The sequence below is a fragment of the Nostoc sp. genome (genome assembly GCF_036917575.1).
GTDB lineage: Bacteria > Cyanobacteriota > Cyanobacteriia > Cyanobacteriales > Nostocaceae > Nostoc.
In genome coordinates, this window is sequence record NZ_JBALDC010000055.1 from 30,938 (window position 1) to 54,077 (window position 23,140).

Below are 23,140 nucleotides of genomic sequence, written 5' to 3' on the forward strand. Positions count from 1 at the left end.
ACTTCTTTGCCACTATTTTTTGCTTTTATGATTTTGAACTTTAAATTATAAATTGCTTATGCTTTGTTCTGTGACTCTAACTCAACTAGCTGAAATTATTTTGGCCCACTCTGTAAACTTATCTGAAACTGCTTTAACACAAGTAATTAACGGTATCCAAACAGATAGCCGTACCTTGAAGCCAGGTGAAATATTTGTCGCTTTCCGAGGTGACAAGTTTGATGGACATGAATTTGTACCAACTGCGATCGCCAAGGGTGCAATAGCTGCAATCGTAGATTTTGAATACGAAAATCCGGGATTTCCGGTATTACAGGTAAAAGACACTCTCAAGGCATATCAAAAACTTGGTCGATGGTGGCGCGATCGCTTTCACATTCCTGTAATTGGTGTAACTGGTTCCGTGGGTAAAACTACAACCAAAGAATTGATCGCCGCAGTTTTAGGAACAAAGAAACGAGTTCACAAAACTTATGGAAATTACAACAACGAAATCGGTGTTCCAAAAACTCTCCTAGAACTTGGCGCCGAAAATGACTACGCCGTGATTGAAATGGCAATGCGGGGTAGAGGACAAATTGCCGAACTCACACAAATAGCGCGGCCAACAATTGGAGTGATTACCAATGTCGGGACAGCACATATTGAGTTACTAGGTTCAGAAGAAGCGATCGCTGAGGCAAAATGTGAGTTGTTAGTCGAAATGCCTGCTGATAGCGTAGCAATTCTCAACCACGACAATCCCCTATTAATGGCCACAGCAGCAAAAGTTTGGCACGGAGAAGTTTTAACTTACGGCTTTTCTGGTGGGGATATTCAAGGGCAGTTAATTGATAACGACCAGGTAAAAGTCGCAGGAATCCAACTACCTCTACCTTTACCAGGCCGTCATAATGCTAGTAATTTCTTGGCAGCTTTGGCGGTGGCAAAGGTGTTAGGGATCGATTGGGCATCCTTAAAAGCAGGTTTAACGGTGGATATGCCCACCGGGCGATCGCAGCGATTTACTTTACCCAATGATGTGGTAATCTTAGATGAAACTTATAATGCTGCACCAGAAGCTATGATTGCAGCGTTGCAATTATTGGCAGACACACCCGGAAACCGGAAAATTGCCGTATTGGGTGCAATGAAAGAATTGGGAGAGCGATCGCAGCAGTTGCACCAGCGAGTGGGAGAAACAGTGCGAAAGTTGAATTTAGATGGCTTGTTGGTTTTGGTAGATGGACAAGATGCCGAAGCGATCGCTCTTAGTGCCGAGGGTATCCCATCAGAGTGCTTTGCGACTCATGCCGAGTTGGTGGCTAGGTTGAAGACATTTTTACAAGCAGGCGATCGTTTATTATTCAAAGCCGCCCATTCTGTAGGACTGGATCGGGTAGTCAGTCAGTTACGTGCAGAATTTCCCAAGTGATACCGATAGAAACCCAACGTCTCATACTGCGAGACTTTGTAGAATCAGATTGGCCAGCAGTTCATAAATACGCTAGCGATCCTAAAGTTGTGCGTTATTTAACCTTTGGGCCAAATAGCGAAGAAGATACCAAAAACTTTTTGCAAACAGAGATTTCATTGCAAGGGAAAGAACCTCGTCAACATTTTGCCTTAGCAGTAACTTTAAAACCCCGAAAGCAATTGATTGGTATCTGTCGCATATCAGTTCAGGATACTGATAATAAAATAGGCTCTATTGGATACTGTTTAACTCAGGAATTTTGGGGACAAGGATATGCACCTGAAGCTGTAAAAGCAGTTGTATCCTTTGGTTTTCAGCAGTTAGACTTACATCGTATCTTTGCAACTTGTCATCCAGAAAACATTGCCTCAGCACGAGTTATGCAAAAAATTGGAATGCTACAAGAAGGATATTTGCGAGAACACCATTGGATTAAAGGAGAATGGCGAGACTCTTGGCTCTATGCCATTCTTGAGCATGAATGGAGAGGCGTCAAATGATCATTTTCGGAAAATATCATCTATAGACGCCCGATAGACTTCAGTTGGAAAGACTAGGACAGTTACTGTAGCGTCTTTGAAAAACAATTGCTGCCAAATTAGTCACTAAACAGCTAATTGCTAGCCACATCAAGATATAAGTAGGAGCCATCACCACGCCAATCATGAACCAAGTATATACGTGCAGTATCATTACAGAAGCGAAAAAGCCGGCAATTCCAGCAGATTGCCACACCTGATACGATGGACGACGTAAAGCTACTAGGCTCATCGTTAAAATTGTGACAATCAAGTTTACTGGTACGAGAAACGCACAAATACCTACACAGTTGCCACGAGAGAACTCTACTAAGGTGTTAAAATCGAGCATTAACTTTCTTGGGATAGATGTTAGCTTTTCAAGAACTTAATTTATTTTAAAATAACTAAATTTACATTAACAGATGAGTGAGTACTCACATTGCAAACATAACATAAATTAAAATATTGAATTGCGTTTTGATACTACTCAATAGTTAGTTAATTATAAAGATTTTGGATAAGTAGGGTGGAAAATATCCACCCTAGCTGAATTAACCCGGTAAAATCACTGTATCGATAACGTGTACCACACCATTATCAGCTTCAATATCTGCTACTAAGACTGTGGCATTTTTAACTTCAAAACCATCAGTATAATTAATTTTAATGGGTGAACCTTCTACAGAATCAACCGTACCGAGTTGTGCCAAATCAGTTTGTAGTAGCTTTCCTGGAACGACATGATACTTTAAAATACGCGTTAGCTGGGGAATGTTTTGTAACAGAGTTTGAATAGTTCCCGCTGGTAACTTGGCAAAAGCATCATCATTTGGTGCAAAGACAGTGAATGGCCCAGGACTTTTTAATGTTTCTACTAAACCAGCAGCCTGTACAGCTGCCACTAGTGTTTGAAACGACTCAGACGTAACTGCAATATCAACAATATCAGCCATATATTTTACCTAAATCTCTGCAAAAGATTTTAAAGGATAATAAACCTATTTTAAGTTTTATTAAAGAAAATAACTTTAAAATCAGGCGTTGAATAAACTACACCTAGACGCGTACTTCCGTCAGACATCACCTTATGATGTTTCTAGGAAAATTCCGTTATAGAAAAAATGTCCGATCGCACGTATGCCATTCTGGGAACTGGAGCATTAGGTGGATTTTATGGCGCTAGACTGCAAAAAGCTGGGTTGGATGTCCACTTTTTGCTCAAGAGTGATTACGAACAGGTAAAGAAATATGGTTTAGTGGTAGAGTCCAAAGACGGTGACTTTAACCTTCCCAAAGTCCATGCCTACAACGACGTAGAAAAGATGCCACAATGCGATGTGGTGGTGGTGGCACTGAAGACGACGCAAAACCATTTACTACCAAAGATGTTGCCACCTGTAGTTAAAGATAATGGGGTGGTGTTGGTATTACAGAATGGACTTGGTGTAGAAGAGAAAGTCGCTGAAATTGTTAATAATGTAACTGTTATCGGTGGATTGTGCTTTTTATGTTCTAACAAGATGGGGCCAGGGCATATACACCACCTAGACTATGGGCAAATTACTTTCAGTGAATATACCCCTAATTATCAGCCTAGTGGGATAACTGAGAGGATGCAGCAAATTGCTGATGACTTTGAAAGCGCTGGTATCTCAATTGAATTAGCTGAAGATTTACTACTAGCACGTTGGAAAAAGTTGGTGTGGAATATCCCGTACAATGGGCTTTCTGTGATTCTCAACGCTAGAACAGATGAATTAATGGCGCATAAGTACACTAGCAAGTTAGTTGAACAGTTGATGTATGAAGTCGCGGCGGGGGCGAAAAGTTATGGGCGGATTATTAGCGATCGCTTCATTCAAACAATGCTCGATTATACTGTCAAAATGACACCTTACCGCCCCAGTATGAAAATTGACTACGATGAACATCGTCCTTTGGAGATAGAAGCAATTTTCGGCAACCCATTACGAAAAGCCTAAGCAGTAGGTGTGGATTTAATACAGATTAGCTGTTTATACCACCAGTTGAAGTTTTTAAGTAAGAATTCAGCAGTCAGAAGTCAGGAGCCAGAATAATTGTAAAATTAAGAGTGTAATAACTTCTTGATTTTATTAAAATTATTAAGTTTGGGTATTAAAGTCTTCTTAATTCTGACTTCTGGATTCGGGATTCTGAATTCTTACGTTTTTAGATACCAGGGAAAAGTGAGGGAGATGGGGGAGACAAGAGAGTTGATAATCAGATGAGTGTAAAACTACAAGAATTATCTAATGTCGATTATCTAGTCAATTCCTTATCATTAATAAAAAATTTTTAAAAGATATTCTAATTGAGAATTAATACTGATTAAAAATACTTTTATCTAGTAAAAAAAGGATAATAGCATAGATAATAGGTCTTTCAAGACGCGATAAATCGCGTCTCTACATCTGTATTTTGTTGCTTATTCTGAACTGTATTGAACTTTATAATTGAAGCAACTAGTTGACTTTAATATTTAGTCATTCGGTATTTGCTTGAGTAAAGCTATCCACATATCAGATGGAGCGGAGTAGTAATCAATTTCTTCAACTTGATATTGATAAGATTCACAACCTTCTCGTAAAATAATACGATCACAGGTTTTAACGCTTTTCCCTACTCCAGTCATATACCCGATTGTACCTTCATTAAGGCGCTCAAATATGTAGTCGCCTCCATAAACTTGTTGTCTGTAATCATGGATTTTATTTTTTTGTTTTAATTCTGTTACTGGAGAGATAACCAGAGCTAATTTATTTAAAAAACTAAAACTTAAGTTCATACCTGTTCTGATTGAAGAGAAGGCAATAAAAAAAAATTAAAAAATAGAAGTTATAATTCATTTAAAAGCCGATTCTTTTAAATTTACAGTACTAGTAATCGCAAATTCAACTGTAAAATCACCTAACTGTTGGACGAGATTTGGTGAAATATAAGTTTTTTGCTTATTTATCTAGTATTATTTAATAAGCTTTTTATGTCTTGAAAATGTTATATATGTATATATTTTAATATCAATGAAATCTAGTCACTACTTGTAGTGGCTAAAGCTACATCTATCTGCTTCAGTAGTACTTCTATAGTAGAAGAGTTATTTAAAATAACATTTGCTTGAGCCACTTTTTCTTCGATGGATAACTGGCTGTTAATCCTGGCTCGTGCCTGTTGTGTATTTAAATGGTTTCGTTGTATCAATCTTTGTAGTTGTTGCTCTTGATAACAACGCACTACCCAGATTTCTGTTACCAAATCAGTCATCTTAGCTTCAAATAATAGAGGTACTACTAACACCAGTATTTGTGAGGAAGACTGAGCAATTGCTTTGAGAAAGCGATCGCGCACATCAGGATGAATCAAATTATCTATCCAGTTGCGTTCATCTTGATGATTAAAGATAACTTCACTTAACTTTTGGCGGTTGAGGCTGCCATCTGGTAGTAAAATTTGTTCGCCGTAACGTTGAGCGATCGCTCCCAGAATCGGCGAACCTAAAGATACTGCCTCTCTAGCATAAATATCTGCATCCAAAATCGGCAGGTTATAAGTGCTAGCTAAATAATTGGTGACAGTGGTTTTGCCACAGGCAATACCTCCAGTTAAGCCGATTATACGTTTTGTCATTAGTCATTAGTCATTAGTTATTCTCCCCTGCTCCCCCTGCCTCATCTAAGAATTTGCCGCCCATACGATCAGTGCTTGGGTTAAACCATCTAAAGTGTATTCTTGAGCTTCTATATCCACACGTCCAAATAAATCATGGCAAGTTTTGGAGGTTTGAGGGCCGATAGAGGCAATACAAACTCCCTCTAAGAATTGGCTAGGTTCAGAGTTGCTGGAAAATATATCATTAGTAAGTTGACAGAAAAACTGTACAGTTTTGGAACTGGCAAAGGTGATCGCATCTACCTTGCGGTTTTGGAGAGCTAACTTTGCCGCAGGTGGAATACTACTAGGACAACAAGATTGATATGCCGCAACTTCTATCACTTTTGCTCCCTTGAGAGTTAATTCCTTAACTAAAACTTCTCTGCCGCCGCTTTCAACTCTGGGGAATAAAACCTTTTTACCATCTAATTTATCTGGAAAATTTTCCACTAAAGAATCGGCAACAAAGTTAGGGGGAATAAAATCTGCTTGCAGAGAGCGTTGTTTGAGACTTTGGGCTGTTTTCTCACCAACGACGGCAATTTTAATCCCAGCTAAGGCACGGCTATCTTTACCTTGGGTAGTTAGCCTTTCAAAAAAGTAGTCTATGCCATTGGTAGAAGTGAGAATCAACCAGTCGAAGTCAGATAAATGAGCGATCGCACGATCCAAAGCTTCCCAACTGGAGGGTGGGCCGATTTCTAAGGTAGGCATTTCGATGACTGTTGCACCTGATGCAATAAGGCGATCGCTAAATTGACTCGATTGGCCAACTGAACGTGTCACTAAGATTATTTTACCAGTTAGGGGAGATAGGGGGAAATTGCTTGACATAGCAGAGGGGCTAAAAGTTTTGGCTGTAGTCGAAACCTGACAATCTATTTTCTCAGGTTGTAAGTACTTACGTAGCCCAACAACTTCGCCAATTACAATTACCGCCGGGGAAAGAGATAATCCAGTGGTTTGTTCTAGAATATTGCTTAGTTGCGCTGTCCAAATTTGTTGTTTGGGAGTTCCTGCCCAACGGATGATCGCAATGGGTGTTAAGTGCGATCGCCCATGTCGCAATAGTTGATCTACAATTTCTGGTAGATGTTGCCCTCCCATCAAAATTACCAGTGTCTCTAAGCGTGAGAGTCCCTCCCAGTCTAAAACATCTGGTTCGTGAGCTGTAAGCACTGCAAAAGTGCGGCTTAATACAGGATCTGTTAAGGGAATTCCTGCCAACAAAGGTGCTGCAAGGGCTGAGGAAATTCCTGGTACTAGTTCAAAATCACAACCGGATGCTTTCAAGGCTTCAATTTCAAAAGTGCAACGCCCAAAAATCAACGGATCGCCTGATTTGAGCCGTACAACTTGTTTTCCTTGCAGACAGTGCTTTACCAGTAACTTGTTAATTTGTGCTTGGCTTGTACTGGGTTTGCCACCGCGTTTGCCGACATCTAACTTCAGGCAATCATCTGATACGCACTGCAATAATTGAGCATCTACTAAAGCATCGTAAACTAACACCTGAGCAGCAGCTAAAAGATTGTAAGCTTTTACTGTTAGATACGCTGTATCTCCAGGCCCAGCACCTACGAGGTAGACTTTACCCCTTTCATTTGTCATTTGTCATTTGTTAATAGTTCTTCTTCCCTGCTTCTTTCCTAGTCCCCAATCCCCAATCCCTTTATTCAATTTGTTTGGCTATTAATTTTTTGGATTAGCCGATCGACTTGCTCAACCATCTCCTTGTTTTTCTCAGCTTGGAATAATTCTCTGGCTTTTTTGAGATTAACGATCGCTTCTTTTGGTTGTTGTTCTCTTCCTAAAGTGATTCCCAAATTATAGTAAGTCAATGCATCGTTAGGGACGAGGCTAATGGCTTTTTTGTAATGTGCGATCGCTTCTTGAGGTTTACCTCGATCGTCCATCGCATTTCCCAAACCTGTGTAAGCTTGTGCGTGTTTGGGATCGAGGCGAATCGTTTCGGTATAGCCAGCGATCGCTTCTGTGAGCTTGCCTTGAGCGTAAAAAGCACTTGCTAAATTATAGTGAGCGTCTGCATAGTTGGGAGCAAAGCTGATGGCTTTTTTGTAATGTGCGATCGCTTCTTCTAGTTTACCTTGAGCGTATAAAGTATTTCCCAAGGCGTTGTAACCTGCTGGATTTTTCGGTTCGAGACGAATGGCTTGGGTATAGTTGGCGATTGCTTCTGCTGGCTTTCCTTGAGCGTACAAGGCATTTCCTAAATAATAGTGAGCGTCTGCATAGTTAGGATCGAAGCTAATAGATTTTTTATACTGAGTAACTGCTTCTGCTAGCTCACCTCGATCGTACAGAGCATTTCCTAAACGGGTGTAAGTCGGTGCATAATCTGGTTTGAGGCGAATTGCTTCTGTATATTCGGTAACTGCTTCTGTGAGCTTGCCTTGAGCGTAGAGAGCATTTCCTAAGTTATAGTGAGCTTCAGCATACTTGGGTTCAAGGCTGATGGCTTTCTGATATTGGGCGATCGCAGGTTCTAACTGATTTAGTCTTGCTAAAGTCAAACCCAGATTAAAGTATGCTCCAGAGTCTTGAGGATCGAGACTAATGGCTTTATTGTATTGGGCGATCGCTTCTTGTGGTTTACCTCGATCGTCGAGAGTATTTCCCAAAGCAATATAAGCTTGTACAAAATTGGGTTCTAGTTCAATTGCCTTCCGAAAAGCCGCCTCTGCTCCTTTTAAATCTCCCTGTTTATAAAGATTGCTTCCTTGCTCGAAGTTAGTAACTGCGTTTTTGTTCCGCATAACTGCCGACTGAGTATTTTGAATTTTTGCTAAAATAACGCCAACATCTTTACCAAAGGCAGTATTCCCATTACTCAAACACAAGCAGATAATAGCTGCTACCAGTAGATTCTTGTTTTTCAGCATTTTTATTACCTTACCTGCTTGGTTTACATGTAATATCAAGTTCGGCGGCTAATTGTGATTGCAAAAACACCTCACCTTAGCCTCTCTTTGCTGACTCTTCAAAGAGCAAAAACACAGCTTTTGCAGGATTTTAGCAGTAATTATAAGTGATTAAGCTAACTTGATACAAGTGTATTCTTAATTGTTCATTTGTATACATTTTTACAAATGATTTAGGACTGCTATATATATTTGGTAAAATTAATTATGCGTTATTTACAACCCTTATGCAGATGTAAATTGCTACTTCTTTGCATTCTTTTTAACCAGATTTTTAAGAGATGTTGCTTTATTAAGAGTAAAAATTTGTTTTTTAGGTAATTACTGACACTTTTGTTTCCATAAGTTTAACAATGGTTATGAAGAGAGTGGTCAAACTTACGAAAATTGCAGACATAATTATGGTACACACTAATAAGTTACCAAGTAAAAACCATTCTCACTATAATAATGAGAATGGCAAAAAATTAGGAGACACAACAGGGAAATTTAATCTCTGCGATTATCATTAAAGTTAAGGTTCGCTTGATTTAGCACTCATTTTATCTAACAGTTGAGTAATTTTTTTAGCTTTTTCAGGTTGACGCTGTTTTTGTAATAAATCTTTAGCTTGTAGGAGGTTATTTTTAGCTTCTTCTTCTCGCTCTTGCTGCATGAGGATATTCGCCAAACGCAAGTAAGCATCAGGATTTTTCGGACTGCGGCGAATGACTTCCTGGAATAATTGTGTTGCTTCTTCTACTTGTCCTTGTTGGTTTAAAACGTCTCCCAAAAACAAGCGCACTACATCATTTGTAGAGTTGATGGAAATCACTTTGCGAAAAGCGGCTTCTGCACCTTGGTAATCTTTTGCTTGAGCAAGATTGATGCCTTTTTGAAATAAATCTGAAGTAATCAAAGTTTTCCAGGCGAAATAGCCAAGGATTGACAGACTCAGAACAACTACAACGGTAGCAATAATCGAACTAGTGGGAAAGGTTTCTAGCATTGTCTAAGCCAAAAGGCAAGCGATAGGAAAAATTAGATACTCTATAAAAAAGAGTTTCCAGATAAATTGGTAGAATTGAGCGATCGCACTTTTATCTTGTAAATCTACCGTCAAACTCCGCAACCATAGCCAAGTCAACAGCCCCAAATGAGTAACTACCAGGAATATGGCGTTAACTGAGGCAACGTGTAGCACCCCAACCAAAATTATTCCCACATAACAGGTTGTTATTACCCAAAGAGATAGATTGAACACAGCTTGGGGCCCAAGTTTGATGGTGAAAGTAGTAATATTGTAGAGGCGATCGCCTTCCATGTCGGGGATATCTTTAAAAATAGCGATCGCAAAGGTAAATACCAATATAAATAACGTTAGCACCCAGACCACAGGTGGAATTGTTTGGCTTTGTTGCAACGCCCAACTATAATGCAGATATAGCCCTAAGTTAACAATCGTACCGCGCACCGAAAAAATACATAGCGCCGCCCAAACAGGAAACTGTTTTAAGCGAATTGGCGGTAAAGAATAAGCAGTACCAATAGCCAAGCTAATTGCTACCATACCCAATAAAAACGGCCCAGTTAGCCACGCTACAACCAGCGCCAAAATCCCAGTAGAAGCGACAATTAATTGCCCAGTTTGCTGAGAAAACTCTCCAGACGCTAAGGGTAAATGAGGCTTATTAATCTTGTCAATTTCTACATCTTCTAATTGATTCAGCCCCACAATATAGACATTGCCACACAGACAACCAATCCATGCACCGAAGACAGGGAGTAGGGAATACGTAGAGACAAGATTCATCGCATTTGTAGAGACGCGATGAATCGCGTCTGTAGAGATATGATTAATCGTGTCTCTACTTATGGCAATGGCAATTAAATATAAACCCAAAACACTCAGACTTGTACCAATAATCGTGTGAGGGCGAGAAAATTTCCAAAAAGCGTATAACCACTGGAAATATGATTGAACAGGTTTGCCTGATAAAGGGCTGTTTTGAGAACTTTGGCTCATGAGTAGCTTAGATACAGTATTCTGTCTGGTTGTTAATCATTGTCACAGAATTTGGTCATTAGACTTCTTTCATGACTCAATGAGCTTTCACCCTAAATCGTTTCCCAAGCTTGGGAGAGGAACTTTGAAATTGTCTACCCTTCTTTTTTGTGTTCTCTGGGTAGACTGCGACCAGCCGAAGCGTCTACGTTATTCTAGACTTATAACTTCTTGCGCCAACTCAAATAAAGAATGCGATTAATTTTATACAGTAAACCCGGCTGTCATTTATGTGAAGGCTTGCAAGAAAAGCTAGAACAAATCCAAAATCTCAGTTTCGAGTTGGAAATTAGGGATATTACGACTCGGGAAGATTGGTTTGCTGCATATCAGTATGAAGTACCAGTGCTTTATTTATCGAACCGCAGAAGCACAGAGGAGGACACTTGCGTGCGGGGGTTCCCCCCCGTTGAGCAAAGTGTCCGTGACGCAAAAGGGAGTGAGAAATCATTGCCGCGTCCTTCTCCTCGTGCTAGCGTGCAGCAGTTAGAGCAAATGTTGTGTAAATATTTAGCCAATTAGAAAAAAATAATGCAAAATAAGCGCAAGATCGAGAATGTGACGAGGTTCACAAAATGAAATTGCGGGAATTACTAACAGCGGTAGACAGTGTTGAGCAATTGCCTAGTTATCCAACTTTGGAAAATGTGGAAATCAAAGGTTTAAAGACGAATTCCCATGCTTGTCGTGTGGGAGATTTGTTTATTGGGATGCCAGGAACACGAGTTGATGGTGGGGAATTTTGGCAAAGTGCGATCGCATCGGGGGCGGTAGCTGCGATCGTTTCTCCCGAAGCTGCACAAAAAAATCCTCCCACAAATCAGGCTGTGGTGATTAGTGCAAGTAACATTACTCAAGCTTGTGCCCAGATAGCCAGTGCTTTTTACGGTTATCCAGGGCGAAAACTCAAGTTGGTAGGCGTAACTGGTACAAATGGCAAAACTACAACTACTCATCTAATTGAATTTCTGCTAGGGCAAGCTAATTTAGCTACAGCTTTGATGGGAACTCTCTACACTCGTTGGGCAGGTTTTGAGCAAACTGCTGCCCACACTACCCCTTTTGCAGTGGAACTGCAACAGCAGCTAGCAGAGGCGGTAAAGGCTGGGAGTGAGTTTGGGGTGATGGAAGTCAGTTCTCACGCTTTGTCCCAAGGTAGAGTGTTGGGTTGTGAATTTGAGGTGGCGGTATTTAGTAATCTTACTCAAGACCATCTCGATTATCACAGCGATATGGAAGATTACTTTGCTGCCAAAGCGTTATTGTTTAGTCCTAATTATCTCAAAGGACGGGCAATAATTAATGCTGATGATTCTTACGGGAAGCGGTTAATTGCGTCGTTGGATTCCCAACGAGTTTGGAGTTACAGCGTCAACGACAACAGCGCCGATTTATGGATGAGCGATTTAAGTTACCAGCCAAATGGTGTTAGTGGGACATTACATACACCAAAAGGTGACGTGGCTTTTCGATCGCCCCTAGTCGGACAATATAATTTAGAAAATCTTTTAGCAGCCGTAGGAGCAGTTTTGCACTTAGGACTAGATTTGCAGTTAGTGGCAAATGTAATACCTGAGTTTCCCGGAGTTCCCGGACGGATGGAACGAGTACAAATTAGTCCTGAGCAAGATATTAGCGTGATTGTGGATTATGCCCACACACCCGATAGCTTAGAAAATTTATTGAAAGCTGCACGTCCGTTTATACCTGGTAAAGTAATTTGTGTATTTGGTTGTGGAGGCGATCGCGATCGCACTAAGCGCCCAAAAATGGGTAAAATCGCTGCTGAGTTAGCTGACATGGCAGTGGTGACATCAGATAATCCCCGAACTGAAGACCCAGAAAGGATTTTGCAAGATATTTTGGCGGGAATAGCTGACACAGTGCAGCCAACAGTAATTTGCGATCGGGCGATCGCAATTCGTACCGCTATTTTACAAGCACAACCCGGTGATGGAGTATTGCTTGCTGGTAAAGGTCACGAAGATTACCAAATTCTCGGTACTGAAAAAATCCATTTTGACGACCGAGAACACGCACGCGACGCTTTACACGAAAGACCTAACGTACAAGCTTAATTTGGGGGCATTGGGAAAGAGGAGGCAGGAGGTAAAACTATTGCTAGCTCTCTTCTTTCACTTTTTCCAAATGTCCTAACCTGTGTGACTACGGCTATACATACTCCCAAACCTTTGTTCTGTCTGGCTTTCTTAATGCGTGAATTTTGAATGCGTGAATTTTGAATTGATATTAATGTTTCTTTCCGTGGTGATTTTGTAAAAAATGCACATATAAAGGTGAAAATCGAAGACAGAGTTATTTCTTGCTTCATCCAAATTGTGCTTGACTCATGAATGTTTCTTTGGCTAAGGATCTGTCTGTTTATCAACTGGTTATGGGAGTGCAAGCGCCTCCTAAACCATTGTCCCTCAGTCCTGCTACTCTGCTATCACTGGTGAGAGCGCAAATTGACTTACTCATTGAGCAACAAATTGTAGCCACTCTCTGGGTGAAGCTACCACCAGATAAAATTTGGCAATCAGAATTAACGCGTTATCAATCCTCGGTAGGTGCGTCTAGTCTCATTTATACTTGCCATATTGAAGAGAGTAGAAAAGAGGAAGCAGGGGAAGAAAATTTTACTTTGTCTCCCTCATCTCCATATTATGTCCCTGTTTACCTACCACCGGATAGCCAAATGCGACGGGAAAACTTTCTGATGGTATTATCACCCCAGTTTTGCAGTTTAATTTTGGCTCATCGACCACTTAAAAAACGCAAAAGTCAGACATTAGGGAAGGTAAATACTAATAAAAATCAGCCATTGTTGATTATAACTACTGTTGAGGGGAGAGTAATTCAGCAAGTATTAAACACTATCCAACAAGCGATTGCACCAGAATCATCCTCAATACCTGCTAGTTTTATTTGTCCAAGCGTGCCCCAACCCGCATTGATGAATCAACTGTTGGCAAAACAACTCCTCCGACAAGATGAAATTAATCGTCAAATCATCACAGTACGCACTAATAAGTTAGAGCAGCAAAATCAAGAACTGCACAACAAAGAGCTACTCAAAGACGAATACCTAAAAAATGTTTGTCAGGAATTGCGTATACCCTTGACGCACATGAAGACAGCACTTTCGTTATTAAATTCCCCTAATCTTAAACCCCCACAGCGACAACGTTATTTACAGATGTTAAATACCCAGTGCGATCAGCAAAACTCTCTGATTACTGGTTTCTTGGAACTGGTGCAACTAGAACAGAATTTGGAGGGGACGACTTTGGAGTTGGTGCGTCTCTCAGATATAGTACCTGGAGTAGTCAGTACCTACCAACCTGTAGCTCAAGAAAAAGGAATTATGCTAGCCTACACCGTACCGACTGAACTCCCATCTATTTGGTGTGTGAGTGGTAAGCTCAGACAAATTGTAATTAATCTGCTGCACAACAGTCTTAAGTTTACCTCTAATGGAGGTCAAGTATGGGTACGTGCCCGTAACCAAGGTGATTATGTCCAATTAGAATTCCGCGACACAGGTATCGGTATTGCCGAAAACGAAATTCCCAAAATCTTCGATCGGTTTTATCGTGTGCGTACAGCAGTAATCGAAGATTATGGTGGTGCTGGGTTGGGGTTAACAATTGTACAGCAATTGCTGCTGCGCTGTGGTGGATCTATTTCTGTAAGAAGTAAATTATCTGAAGGTTCCAGCTTTACAGTGCAACTGGCAACTGTTAGTAATATTCCAAGAGCGATCGCTACAGAAAATGAGTTATGAGTTATAAGTGATGAGTTATGAATTTTAAACTCATCACTCATAACTTATAACTTCTCTTGTTTGAAGCCATTTTCTCTGTCCTTATACTTTGTATATCTCTATTTGTGCTGTCTTCTTAGATAATTTCTATTGTTAGCGCAGCGAAACTTCTGCATTCAACCAATTGGCAAAACCCTGATTAATTGCTGTCGGAGAAATTTCGGCGATAAAATTAGTATAAGTAATATGCTCTTGAATAAGTTTTTCTATTTCTAAAGCATAACCATCTTGAGTTTTGATAATTAAAACAACTTCTGGTTCTTCAGTAATTTCTCCTTGCCAACTATAAGCACAAATCATTGGGAACCAATTAACACAAACTGCTAACTTACATTCCAGTAATGCCCGACCAATTTGGCGTGCTTCATCTGTATTGTTTAAAGTTACATAATAGAGTTTCATAAAATTTTCCAACTTACAATTAGAGTGAAAAAACACGCCCTAATCCATCTAGCTTGGCTACTATTGCTTGCAAATGGGGTAAGTAAATATGTATCCAGAGCTTCCACAGATGTCCACTTATTTACAGAAGTAAACTTATTTTATCTCGTTATGGCTGTTTATTTACCAATACAAAACTTACTAAAAATCCTCTCTAAAACTGATTCTGTTACTTCCTCTCCAGTAATTTCTCCTAAAGCTTGAATTGCACCCCGTAAGTCAATTGTCCAAAAATCAAGAGGTAACTGCTCGGTAATTGTTGCTTGTACTTGTTCCAAAGACATTTTAGCTTGAGTTAAGGCTGCTGCCTGTCTTTGGTTAATGGCTAAATCCATATCAGCAGCTTGCACTTTTCCAGATTGAACTATCTCTAAAATTGCTGTTTCTAAATTATCAATACCTTGATTTTGGGCTGCGGCTGTGACAATTTTGGATTTTGGGTTTGAGATTTTAGATTGAAGAGTTGTTCTTTCGCTTTCTTCTACTAAATCGATTTTGTTAATAACTAGAATCAATGGACGATGTTGCACCTGCTGATAAATTTCTTCATCGCCTGCCGTCCAACCTGCGGAAGCATCGATGGTAAGCAAGACTAAATCAGCTGCATTGGCGGCACGACGCGATCGCTCCACGCCAATTTTTTCCACTTGGTCTGTTGTTTCCCGAATCCCGGCTGTATCTAGCACTTGTACGGGAATTCCCCCAACAACTAATTGAGATTCAACAACATCGCGGGTTGTGCCAGGTAAATCAGTCACAATGGCGCGATCGCTCCGGCTCCAAGCGTTCAATAAACTCGACTTCCCCACATTCGGACGCCCGACAATTGCCACTTTTAAACCAGTGCGTAGCAACTCACCTTGATCTTTGGTTTCCAATAACCTAGTTATTTCTGCGGCAATTTTATCGATTGCTGATATAATTGCTTTATCATCCAACGGCGGAAGGTCTTCCTCAAAATCAATCCGAGCTTCGATTTCTGCCAAAATATCCAAACAGTTAGCGCGTAACTGCCGAATTGGATGAGCTAATTTTCCTTGTAAACCTGCTAAGGCGCTTTGAGCAGCTTGAGGTGATTTAGCTCCGACTAAATCAGCAATACCTTCGGCTTGAGTCAAATCCAATCGTCCATTCAAAAAAGCGCGGAGGGTAAATTCTCCAGGTTGCGCTAGTCTGGCCCCATTTTCCAAACACAGTTGTAATACCTGCTGCACTGCCATAATTCCCCCGTGGCAATGGAATTCTACTACATCTTCACGAGTGTAAGAACGGGGTGCTTTCATAATCAGCAACAAAGCTTCATCCACTATTTGTTGCGTCTGGGGATGGCGAATGTAACCGTAGAGAATCCGGTGACTTTCCCAAACTTGTTGCCCTGGTGCATGAAAGAGACTTTGGGCGATTGCCATTGCTTGAGAACCAGATACCCGCACAATACCAACACTACCCTGTTGGGGGACAACAGCAGTGGCGATCGCGGCTATAGTTCCAGTAGTAGCAAACAGTTCTGACATGAGCGCCCTTTATTAACTAATTACTAATTCGTAATTCGTAATTCGTAATTATTGGTGAAACACCACACCAAAATCTTAGATTTGGTGGTCTTTACCTGTTGGAGTCTAAATCAAGAGCCTTATCAATTACGAATTACTTTAAATGGTATCTGGATCTATATTTAATTCTCGCAGTTTTGCCGCCAAGCGATCGCTACGTTGTTTCTGGTGTTGTGCAAAACTATTAAGGGTTAAAGTATTTCACAGCACGTAATTATTCATCACGGCATCCAAAAGCACATTGGCATCAAAGCGGACTACATCGGTGCAAGGTAGCCCCGTTTCTGCTATTGTTTGAGCGATGCTTTCTTGAGCCGCAGACTCATCTAAATGGGCTGTGTTCAGTGCTATACCCACTACAGAAACACTTCCAAAAGCACCACCAGCATTCGCAACAGTTTCATAAAGCCGAATTACCTCTGGTAAAGGTGGAATTATGACATGGGGATGATTACGTACATGAACTTGTCCCGCTCGATGTACTAATATCAGTTGGGTTGGTTGCGAACCACGAATTAGGGGTAGAGTTGCCGTTGAACCAGGGTGTAGCAGCGAACCTTGTCCTTCAATGTGCAAGATGTCATAGTTTTTGCCATAGCGCATAACTATTTGTTCCACTGCACCGGCAGCAAAGTCTACCCGCACAGCATCTAAAGCTACCCCGTCTCCTTCTAACATCACCCCAGTTTGTCCTGTAGCCAAAAATTTAGAACGCCAGCCCCGCAGTTTTGATGCCCAATGTAACTCTAAACTAGTTGACATTTTACCGATTGCCATATCGGTTCCCACTGTCAACACCCGCCGACAGGGAAGGGTACGTGCCATTCCACTAGCAACGCTGATATTAGCCGGCTCTTTTCGCACATCCCAAATTAGTTGCCCTGGTTTGAGCAGTGCATTTAATTCTGGGATACTTGCCATTGGTGTATGTAAACCATTCACCAGCGACATTCCCGCTTCTAAAGCGTCTTTGATTTCCAGCCAGTAATCATCTGGTACAGCACCACCTGCTGGGGCAATGCCAATTACCAAAACTTCCGGCTGATACTCCAGGGTTGCGGCTAGCGATGCCACAATCGGCACATCACGCTTGATACCTGTTAATTCTTGTAGGGATTTGCCAGCACACTCGCGATCAATTACGGCTACAATTGGGGCTTCACTGTAACGTAAAATTGCTAGCCCTGTTTTGCCGTGAGTCCCAATAGTCCCTTCATGCAGCAAGATAGCTACTCGTTGATTAAGTGATAGACGCACTGTGTTGTACTCCCAAACCTGGTAAATCGTTTGGCAAAACTCTTCCTTCTTTTAGCAATGCACCCGTAAAAGGGTCATCAATTAAGTTAAGGTGACTGTCTAAATCTAAATAATCAGCTAGTGGCGCTAGCTGTAATGCTGCTGTATTAGCTAGCGAACTGTCAGAATAGCAACCGAACATTACTTGCAACCGATATGCTCGTGCTGTATGTACCATTCGCATTGCCTCTGTTAGCCCCCCTGATTTCATTAGTTTGATATTAATGCCATCTACGTAATTTGCCAAATCGGGAATATCAGCGCTGGTGAAACAACTTTCATCCACAAAGATGGGGAGGAGAGAGTGTTGTTTGAGTTTTGCTAAACTTTTTTCTTCTCCCCGTGGCAATGGCTGTTCTACATACTTTATACCTAAATCAGCCAGCCAATTGCATATTGCGATCGCATCTTCTAAACTCCAACCGCCGTTGGCATCAACAAAAAATTCTAGTAATGGTGCTTCTTCTCGCACTGCTAAGAGCATTTTTTTATCTGCATCTATGCCATCTGGACTACCTAGCTTCACCTTAAAAAGACGGACATCTGTAAATTTTAACCAGTCTCGCGCCCTCGCCCTAGCGCCTTCAGGTGAATTAATCCCAATTGTGACTGAAGTCGGGACTATTTGATTGCGATCGAGTCCCCAAAGTTGCCACAAGGGTAAACCTACGCGCTTACCCAACCAGTCGTGCATTGCCATATCCAAGGCAGCTCTTGCAGCAGAAGGAACCTGGTTTTGTGTTAAAACTTGCTCAATTTCCTGACGTTGTAAGGGGCTGAATGTTTGTAACAGTGGCACAACTTGCTCTAGAGCGTCTTTGATTGCATCAGTTGATTGCCGATGATTACCTACACCAAAAGGTGATGCTTCCCCCCAGCCTTCGATATTATCCTGTGAAATCCTCACCCATACATTCGTTGTCTGTGCCGTTGTACCTCGACTAATAGTCAACGGAAATCTTTTATTTACTGTAAATAAATTTACATTTATTTGCATAATTATTTTACATATTATGTTACTGCCAAAGCCAGTGTAAGTTCAAAATTTAAATGCTCGGATGTATCTGTTATACTTTTTTACATTCGTTACAAAGTTTTTATACATACATTTTATTTGTTACTTAGTTTATGAACAACTTAAAGAAATGGAAGATTTTAAAATCAAAAATGGTTTTAGATAATCCTTGGTGTCAGGTGAGGCAAGATGAAATAGAATTACCGAATGGAAAAATTATAGATGATTATTTTGTCAGTATTAAGCCTGACGTTGCGATGGTCTTACCTATCACTAGTAATAGAGAAATTATTTTTGTCCGGCAATATAGACACGCCGTAGGTGAATTTTTCTTGGAACTGCCAGCAGGGAATTTCGATTCTGCAAAAGAGAGTGCAGAAGTAGCGGCAATTAGAGAACTAAGAGAAGAGACTGGTTATATTCCCCAAGAATTTAAAAAAATCGCAACTCTATACGATAAGCCGAGTAAAGATACCAATCAAATACATTTATTTTTAGCAGAAAATGTGAGTAAAATTGGAGAGCAACAACTAGATATTACGGAAGAGATTGAAGTTGTACTTATTCCTGTGGAATCAGTTTTAGATAAAATTAATCAGGGAGAGATTTCTGTTGCAGGAACAGTAGCGGCTCTCTTCTTAGGTTTAAATTTTATTAATTATTAATAATCATTATACCTTTATTCTATTTAAAAAAATACTTGAAATTAATTATATTTTGAAGCTTTTACAGCAACTTTTTTTGGACGTTTGAGTATAGAATAATATTAATAAAGTTTCTACATAATATCCTCGTAAGGATGATGTACAGAATTTTTATGTATATAAGTGTTACTATGCTAAGGACAGAGGGCAAGTAGCTAAATTCAAATTGGCGGTTTGTAACGTGGATGTTCTAATTGAGTCAACAAGAAGCTTTGAAAAGGATCTTGGAAGGCTGAGTGAAGAGGGAAAAGCCGCAACGGTTAAAAAAATTAATGATTGCGCCAGCCTCTTCCCAACTAAAAATGCTGACGTTTATCGCAAGTTGCGTCGTCTTCCTCTACCGTCAGATATTAATGGCTATGAATCTTCGCTCTACACGCTAAGGGTTTCGCAGAAACTAAGGGTGATTTTGACAGTTGACGAAGATCCAATTTTTGGGCAGGTTATTTTTACTCTTTTTCGAGTGGTCAAACACGATGACCTCGATAAGGCATATAAAAGTGTCGCAGAGTCTTTATATCAAGAATTACTCCACCACAATCAAGAAACTGCCCAGATTTCGTAAGTTGGTTTATGGCACAAACCCTTACTCTGTGTGATGAATACGGCATTATTTATCAAGCTATGAAGATTTTGCCAGATGACGAGCTAAAGATTGCTTTTCTTGAAGCTTTGGCAGAGCTTGAAGATAACGAGTGTCACAGAACAAGAAAATTTCCAAAAACGAGACTGCACAAAGTAAAAGGTGTGAAACAGGCAATTTATCGTGCTGATATCGATAAAGTCTCAGGTTGGCGTATCCACGTTCAATATATTAATGGGCAAATTCATCTCAAGGATATTATCGAGGGGCAAAGACACGATGATGTAATTGAGGTGATTAAATCTAAAAAGGCACGCTATGAATAATCCTCGTTGTTAAGTAATCACCGCACCCAAAAAAGTCTCTGCACCAAAATGACCCAATATGGTCAGTTGAGTTGCAGAAGTTGTCTGCGTTTGGTGAGCTTGGTCATTAGTTTTCAATGGCAAGTTTGAGTATTCACGCCACCTCATTTTTCACTTTCTACTACCAGGATATGAGAAAATCCCATCAAATCTATAATTTTACGTGTGGCGATAACAGCCGATTGAACGTAGCAATCTGCTGGAGTGACTGCAACACCAAGGAGTTGAATACGATCCATCCTTAACAGCAGCATAGTTGTCAGATAATCATCTACACCGCGATCGCGATCCATTAATACAAGTTGTTTTGACATAAACAGGAGAATTAATATGGATGAGTTTATAGAAGCTGCAATTCAAGAAGCAAAACAAGGCAGACAAGAAGGTGGAATTCCTATTGGTTCGGTTCTCGTCAAGGATGGCAAAATTCTCGGCAGAGGACATAATAAACGCGTGCAAAACGCCGATCCTGTCACCCACGCTGAAATCGATTGTCTCCGCAATGCTGGGAGAGTTGGCAGCTACAGAGGTACAACACTCTATTCAACTTTAATGCCATGTTATTTGTGCGCTGGGGCAGTGGTACAATTTGGCATTAAAAAAGTCATCGCTGGAGAATCCAGAACTTTTCCTGGTGCTAAAGAATTTATGGTATCTCACGGTGTGGAAGTAATTGATCTTAATCTTGACGAATGCGAACAAATGATGAGTGAGTTTATTGAAACTAACTCTGAACTTTGGAATGAAGATATCGGTAAATAGTCATTGGTTGGGCATTGGGGAGCCACTGCGTTGGATATGTTCTCCGGCTTGATCCAAGTGGCTAGGACTTACGCACTGTACAAACGAATCATCCTGTGTATTAACATAAATAGGTCGTTTCAGCCTTTTACAAACCATCCTTTGTTAGTTGCGAGCGCAAAAAGGTAGTTGAAAAATCTAGCTAAAAACCTTGAAAAGCATAACTGCCATTTTGGCTTTTCTGTCAATGCGTAAGTCCTAGTGGCGTTATTTGGGCATAGATTATCCCCTTGTGCCGAATGGCACGAAGATAAGACAGGAGGCAGGAGGCAGGAGGCAGAAGGAAAAGAAAAGAAAAACCTGTAAGTCTTGCAGCACAAGGATTTAAAGCTCCTGCCTCCAGCAAGAACTGCCTCCTGCCTCACCCCAACAAATAGCTTTTCTTAGTGCCATTCCCCCTTGTGCCCATGTTTCCCCTACTTCCCACCTTCAAAAGTAGGTATTTAAAAATCAGGTAGTAGAGAGAGTGATGTGATGCCAAAAAAAGAATTAACAAGAGGCTTTAATGGTAATTATTGACAATTTGCGCTTTTCTTTGACGCTGTTCACAGCACTGGGCTGTGGGCTGGTGGCTGGCGTCTTCTTTGCCTTCTCGACTTTTGTGATGAATGCCCTTGCACGACTCCAGCCAAAAGAGGGCATTATCGCTATGCAATCCATCAATATCACTGCGATCAATCCATTGTTCATGCTGGCACTCTTTGGAACGGCTGTGGCTTGCATCTTTCTAGCGGTTTCCTCAGTGTTAAAGTGGCATCAACCTGGTGCTGCCTATTTGCTTATCGGTAGCTTGCTCTATCTTCTTGGCACTGTTCTAGTAACGATCGCATTCAATGTACCGTTGAATGATGCCTTAGCGATCGCCAAACCGGATAGCACTGAAGGCGCAAACCTATGGGCTAGATATCTTACCAATTGGACGTTCTGGAACCATGTTCGGACAATAGCGGCACTTGCGGCAGCACTCACCCTCGCACTGTGCGATCGCACAGTGAGATAGAAATGATGAATATGTATGATACCCTTTGCTCGGCAAAATGAAGCTATATGAGTATTCAAGCAGCATACAATAATTGGTCAACCACATACGATGCTGACGAAAATCTGACGCGCGATCTCGATCAAATCGTCACCAGAGAAACCTTGATGGATTTGAGGTGCAAATCAGTCGTGGAAATTGGCTGTGGCACAGGTAAAAATACGCTTTTACTTTCACAAATTGCTCTGGAAGTTTATGCGATTGATTTTTCAGCACAGATGATCGAAAAGGCGAAAGAGAAAGTGAGGTCAGCTAATGTGGTGTTTGTTACAGAAGACATTACTAAGCAATGGACTTATCATAATGAATCTGCCGATTTAGTTACTTGTAATCTTGTTTTAGAACACATCGAAGACCTCAGCTTGATATTTTCAGAAGCATCTCGTGTCTTAGTCAAAGGAGGTTACTTTTTTATCTGTGAGCTTCATCCATTCAGACAATATCAAGGAACAAAAGCTAATTTTAAAAGACACGAAGAGTTTATTGAAATTCCTGCATTTGTGCATCATCTATCAGACTTTTTTAACACAGCAAAAAAGTATGGCTTCCTACTTGAGGACTTCCAAGAGTGGTGGCACGAACAAGATCAAAATAAACCACCAAGACTTGTATCAATCTTATTTAGAAAGTGAAGAAAATTTTAGCTCAGTTTCAGCTAGTGCAGCAATGCGATCGCTCTCACCAAGAATAGTATCGTTTTCCACATCAAAATCCTACAGAGTAACCTGTACACAACTTAAACCTGCTTGCATCAAGCGCAGGTTTATTATTTGTCCTAATTTGATAGTTTTTGATTAATCTGGATATTTTTAGTGCGTAGTTTCTGCAATAGTTTGTTTTCATGATTATCAGGAATGCAGACTCCAATTTCTAGGGTGCGTTAAG

At 40.7% G+C, this 23,140-nt stretch carries 24 protein-coding genes and 2 pseudogenes; 12 read left to right on the forward strand and 14 right to left on the reverse strand.

The genetic code is table 11. The features are described from left to right. The first annotated feature begins 58 nt into the window (after window positions 1-58). Window positions 59-1,414, forward strand: a complete 1,356-nt coding sequence (locus V7K79_RS16755) for a UDP-N-acetylmuramoyl-tripeptide--D-alanyl-D-alanine ligase (RefSeq protein ID WP_335049135.1) — start codon at window positions 59-61, stop codon at window positions 1,412-1,414. Further along, window positions 1,402-1,956, forward strand: coding sequence for a GNAT family N-acetyltransferase (locus V7K79_RS16760; RefSeq protein ID WP_335049212.1), 555 nt, complete (start codon window positions 1,402-1,404; stop codon window positions 1,954-1,956). The genes V7K79_RS16755 and V7K79_RS16760 overlap by 13 nt, the downstream gene beginning before the upstream one ends. A gap of 40 nt (window positions 1,957-1,996) precedes the next feature. Here V7K79_RS16760 and V7K79_RS16765 read toward each other — a convergent pair whose 3' ends face one another. Both V7K79_RS16765 and V7K79_RS16770 read right to left on the reverse strand, forming a co-directional pair. Then, entirely contained in the window at window positions 1,997-2,326 is a 330-nt protein-coding gene (locus V7K79_RS16765; protein WP_335049136.1) for a hypothetical protein, read from the reverse strand. 202 nt (window positions 2,327-2,528) lie between these two features. Next, on the reverse strand, window positions 2,529-2,930 hold the full coding sequence (locus tag V7K79_RS16770; protein WP_335049137.1) for a fasciclin domain-containing protein: 402 nt from the start codon (window positions 2,928-2,930) through the stop codon (window positions 2,529-2,531). A 168-nt stretch (window positions 2,931-3,098) separates the two neighbouring features. On the opposite strand from V7K79_RS16770, the pseudogene V7K79_RS16775 reads away from it, so the two are divergent. Then, window positions 3,099-3,956: pseudogene (locus V7K79_RS16775) on the forward strand (putative 2-dehydropantoate 2-reductase); the annotation flags it as partial. 521 nt (window positions 3,957-4,477) lie between these two features. Here V7K79_RS16775 and V7K79_RS16780 read toward each other — a convergent pair. The 6 genes from V7K79_RS16780 to V7K79_RS16805 form a co-directional block, all read right to left on the reverse strand. Then, window positions 4,478-4,783 carry a hypothetical protein gene (locus tag V7K79_RS16780; RefSeq protein WP_335049138.1) on the reverse strand — a complete coding sequence of 102 codons (306 nt, stop codon included), beginning with the start codon at window positions 4,781-4,783 and terminating at the stop codon, window positions 4,478-4,480. Window positions 4,784-5,025: 242 nt separating this feature from the next. Continuing rightward, window positions 5,026-5,622: a dephospho-CoA kinase gene (gene coaE, locus V7K79_RS16785; protein ID WP_335049139.1), complete on the reverse strand. Its 597-nt coding sequence runs from the start codon at window positions 5,620-5,622 to the stop codon at window positions 5,026-5,028. 45 nt (window positions 5,623-5,667) lie between these two features. Next, on the reverse strand, window positions 5,668-7,257 hold the full coding sequence (gene cobA, locus V7K79_RS16790) for a uroporphyrinogen-III C-methyltransferase (protein WP_335049140.1): 1,590 nt from the start codon (window positions 7,255-7,257) through the stop codon (window positions 5,668-5,670). A gap of 65 nt (window positions 7,258-7,322) precedes the next feature. After that, on the reverse strand, window positions 7,323-8,549 hold the full coding sequence (locus V7K79_RS16795) for a tetratricopeptide repeat protein (protein WP_335049141.1): 1,227 nt from the start codon (window positions 8,547-8,549) through the stop codon (window positions 7,323-7,325). 553 nt (window positions 8,550-9,102) lie between these two features. Continuing rightward, entirely contained in the window at window positions 9,103-9,576 is a 474-nt protein-coding gene (locus tag V7K79_RS16800) for a tetratricopeptide repeat protein (RefSeq protein ID WP_335049142.1), read from the reverse strand. Window positions 9,577-9,579: 3 nt separating this feature from the next. Continuing rightward, window positions 9,580-10,593: a homogentisate phytyltransferase gene (locus V7K79_RS16805; protein WP_335049143.1), complete on the reverse strand. Its 1,014-nt coding sequence runs from the start codon at window positions 10,591-10,593 to the stop codon at window positions 9,580-9,582. A 231-nt stretch (window positions 10,594-10,824) separates the two neighbouring features. Here V7K79_RS16805 and V7K79_RS16810 point away from each other — a divergent pair, with 231 nt between their 5' ends. The 3 genes from V7K79_RS16810 (at window position 10,825) to V7K79_RS16820 (ending at window position 14,419) form a co-directional block, all read left to right on the forward strand. Further along, window positions 10,825-11,154, forward strand: a complete 330-nt coding sequence (locus V7K79_RS16810; protein ID WP_335049144.1) for a glutaredoxin family protein — start codon at window positions 10,825-10,827, stop codon at window positions 11,152-11,154. A 53-nt stretch (window positions 11,155-11,207) separates the two neighbouring features. Further along, on the forward strand, window positions 11,208-12,710 hold the full coding sequence (locus V7K79_RS16815; protein WP_335049145.1) for a UDP-N-acetylmuramoyl-L-alanyl-D-glutamate--2,6-diaminopimelate ligase: 1,503 nt from the start codon (window positions 11,208-11,210) through the stop codon (window positions 12,708-12,710). A gap of 272 nt (window positions 12,711-12,982) precedes the next feature. Beyond that, window positions 12,983-14,419: a DICT sensory domain-containing protein gene (locus tag V7K79_RS16820; protein ID WP_335049146.1), complete on the forward strand. Its 1,437-nt coding sequence runs from the start codon at window positions 12,983-12,985 to the stop codon at window positions 14,417-14,419. 132 nt (window positions 14,420-14,551) lie between these two features. On the opposite strand, the gene cutA is transcribed toward V7K79_RS16820, so the two are convergent. The 4 genes from cutA to V7K79_RS16840 form a co-directional block, all read right to left on the reverse strand. After that, window positions 14,552-14,860 (reverse strand): divalent-cation tolerance protein CutA, encoded by a 309-nt coding sequence (gene cutA, locus V7K79_RS16825; protein WP_335049147.1) that lies wholly within the window; start codon window positions 14,858-14,860, stop codon window positions 14,552-14,554. A gap of 158 nt (window positions 14,861-15,018) precedes the next feature. After that, entirely contained in the window at window positions 15,019-16,413 is a 1,395-nt protein-coding gene (mnmE, locus tag V7K79_RS16830; RefSeq protein WP_335049148.1) for a tRNA uridine-5-carboxymethylaminomethyl(34) synthesis GTPase MnmE, read from the reverse strand. Window positions 16,414-16,653: 240 nt separating this feature from the next. Beyond that, window positions 16,654-17,709: a DUF1611 domain-containing protein gene (locus V7K79_RS16835; RefSeq protein WP_335049149.1), complete on the reverse strand. Its 1,056-nt coding sequence runs from the start codon at window positions 17,707-17,709 to the stop codon at window positions 16,654-16,656. Continuing rightward, entirely contained in the window at window positions 17,693-18,745 is a 1,053-nt protein-coding gene (locus V7K79_RS16840; RefSeq protein WP_335049150.1) for a dipeptide epimerase, read from the reverse strand. The genes V7K79_RS16835 and V7K79_RS16840 overlap by 17 nt, the downstream gene beginning before the upstream one ends. A gap of 131 nt (window positions 18,746-18,876) precedes the next feature. Between V7K79_RS16840 and V7K79_RS16845 the strand changes: the two genes are divergently transcribed. The 3 genes from V7K79_RS16845 (at window position 18,877) to V7K79_RS16855 (ending at window position 20,376) form a co-directional block, all read left to right on the forward strand. Further along, window positions 18,877-19,428, forward strand: a complete 552-nt coding sequence (locus V7K79_RS16845; RefSeq protein ID WP_335049151.1) for an NUDIX hydrolase — start codon at window positions 18,877-18,879, stop codon at window positions 19,426-19,428. 220 nt (window positions 19,429-19,648) lie between these two features. Further along, on the forward strand, window positions 19,649-20,032 hold the full coding sequence (locus tag V7K79_RS16850; protein WP_335049152.1) for a hypothetical protein: 384 nt from the start codon (window positions 19,649-19,651) through the stop codon (window positions 20,030-20,032). A gap of 8 nt (window positions 20,033-20,040) precedes the next feature. Beyond that, window positions 20,041-20,376 carry a hypothetical protein gene (locus V7K79_RS16855; protein WP_094351362.1) on the forward strand — a complete coding sequence of 112 codons (336 nt, stop codon included), beginning with the start codon at window positions 20,041-20,043 and terminating at the stop codon, window positions 20,374-20,376. A gap of 9 nt (window positions 20,377-20,385) precedes the next feature. Here the strand turns inward: V7K79_RS16855 and V7K79_RS16860 are convergent, their stop codons facing one another. Both V7K79_RS16860 and V7K79_RS16865 read right to left on the reverse strand, forming a co-directional pair. Next, window positions 20,386-20,523, reverse strand: a complete 138-nt coding sequence (locus V7K79_RS16860; protein WP_335049153.1) for a hypothetical protein — start codon at window positions 20,521-20,523, stop codon at window positions 20,386-20,388. A 5-nt stretch (window positions 20,524-20,528) separates the two neighbouring features. Then, window positions 20,529-20,729, reverse strand: a pseudogene (locus V7K79_RS16865) (nucleoside hydrolase); the annotation flags it as partial. Window positions 20,730-20,745: 16 nt separating this feature from the next. Between V7K79_RS16865 and V7K79_RS16870 the strand changes: the two are divergent. The 3 genes from V7K79_RS16870 (at window position 20,746) to V7K79_RS16880 (ending at window position 22,887) form a co-directional block, all read left to right on the forward strand. After that, window positions 20,746-21,177 carry a nucleoside deaminase gene (locus V7K79_RS16870; RefSeq protein ID WP_335049154.1) on the forward strand — a complete coding sequence of 144 codons (432 nt, stop codon included), beginning with the start codon at window positions 20,746-20,748 and terminating at the stop codon, window positions 21,175-21,177. Window positions 21,178-21,721: 544 nt separating this feature from the next. After that, entirely contained in the window at window positions 21,722-22,216 is a 495-nt protein-coding gene (locus V7K79_RS16875; protein ID WP_335049155.1) for an anthrone oxygenase family protein, read from the forward strand. A gap of 47 nt (window positions 22,217-22,263) precedes the next feature. Next, complete coding sequence (locus V7K79_RS16880; protein WP_335049156.1) at window positions 22,264-22,887, forward strand: class I SAM-dependent methyltransferase; 624 nt, start codon at window positions 22,264-22,266, stop codon at window positions 22,885-22,887. Window positions 22,888-23,140 lie beyond the last annotated feature (253 nt).

What these genes read in the sequence shown, in the direction of transcription:
- V7K79_RS16800 (WP_335049142.1), bottom strand. Translation starts at nt 9,576, where the DNA reads ATGCTAGAAACCTTTCCCACTAGTTCGATTATTGCTACCGTTGTAGTT.
- V7K79_RS16755 (WP_335049135.1), top strand. Translation starts at nt 59, where the DNA reads ATGCTTTGTTCTGTGACTCTAACTCAACTAGCTGAAATTATTTTGGCC.
- V7K79_RS16820 (WP_335049146.1), top strand. Translation starts at nt 12,983, where the DNA reads ATGAATGTTTCTTTGGCTAAGGATCTGTCTGTTTATCAACTGGTTATG.
- V7K79_RS16780 (WP_335049138.1), bottom strand. Translation starts at nt 4,783, where the DNA reads ATGAACTTAAGTTTTAGTTTTTTAAATAAATTAGCTCTGGTTATCTCT.
- cutA (WP_335049147.1), bottom strand. Translation starts at nt 14,860, where the DNA reads ATGAAACTCTATTATGTAACTTTAAACAATACAGATGAAGCACGCCAA.
- V7K79_RS16765 (WP_335049136.1), bottom strand. Translation starts at nt 2,326, where the DNA reads ATGCTCGATTTTAACACCTTAGTAGAGTTCTCTCGTGGCAACTGTGTA.
- V7K79_RS16875 (WP_335049155.1), top strand. Translation starts at nt 21,722, where the DNA reads ATGGTAATTATTGACAATTTGCGCTTTTCTTTGACGCTGTTCACAGCA.
- coaE (WP_335049139.1), bottom strand. Translation starts at nt 5,622, where the DNA reads ATGACAAAACGTATAATCGGCTTAACTGGAGGTATTGCCTGTGGCAAA.
- V7K79_RS16840 (WP_335049150.1), bottom strand. Translation starts at nt 18,745, where the DNA reads ATGCAAATAAATGTAAATTTATTTACAGTAAATAAAAGATTTCCGTTG.
- V7K79_RS16815 (WP_335049145.1), top strand. Translation starts at nt 11,208, where the DNA reads ATGAAATTGCGGGAATTACTAACAGCGGTAGACAGTGTTGAGCAATTG.
- V7K79_RS16870 (WP_335049154.1), top strand. Translation starts at nt 20,746, where the DNA reads ATGGATGAGTTTATAGAAGCTGCAATTCAAGAAGCAAAACAAGGCAGA.
- V7K79_RS16770 (WP_335049137.1), bottom strand. Translation starts at nt 2,930, where the DNA reads ATGGCTGATATTGTTGATATTGCAGTTACGTCTGAGTCGTTTCAAACA.
- V7K79_RS16860 (WP_335049153.1), bottom strand. Translation starts at nt 20,523, where the DNA reads ATGAGGTGGCGTGAATACTCAAACTTGCCATTGAAAACTAATGACCAA.
- mnmE (WP_335049148.1), bottom strand. Translation starts at nt 16,413, where the DNA reads ATGTCAGAACTGTTTGCTACTACTGGAACTATAGCCGCGATCGCCACT.
- V7K79_RS16805 (WP_335049143.1), bottom strand. Translation starts at nt 10,593, where the DNA reads ATGAGCCAAAGTTCTCAAAACAGCCCTTTATCAGGCAAACCTGTTCAA.
- cobA (WP_335049140.1), bottom strand. Translation starts at nt 7,257, where the DNA reads ATGACAAATGAAAGGGGTAAAGTCTACCTCGTAGGTGCTGGGCCTGGA.
- V7K79_RS16795 (WP_335049141.1), bottom strand. Translation starts at nt 8,549, where the DNA reads ATGCTGAAAAACAAGAATCTACTGGTAGCAGCTATTATCTGCTTGTGT.
- V7K79_RS16810 (WP_335049144.1), top strand. Translation starts at nt 10,825, where the DNA reads ATGCGATTAATTTTATACAGTAAACCCGGCTGTCATTTATGTGAAGGC.
- V7K79_RS16845 (WP_335049151.1), top strand. Translation starts at nt 18,877, where the DNA reads ATGAACAACTTAAAGAAATGGAAGATTTTAAAATCAAAAATGGTTTTA.
- V7K79_RS16880 (WP_335049156.1), top strand. Translation starts at nt 22,264, where the DNA reads ATGAGTATTCAAGCAGCATACAATAATTGGTCAACCACATACGATGCT.
- V7K79_RS16855 (WP_094351362.1), top strand. Translation starts at nt 20,041, where the DNA reads ATGGCACAAACCCTTACTCTGTGTGATGAATACGGCATTATTTATCAA.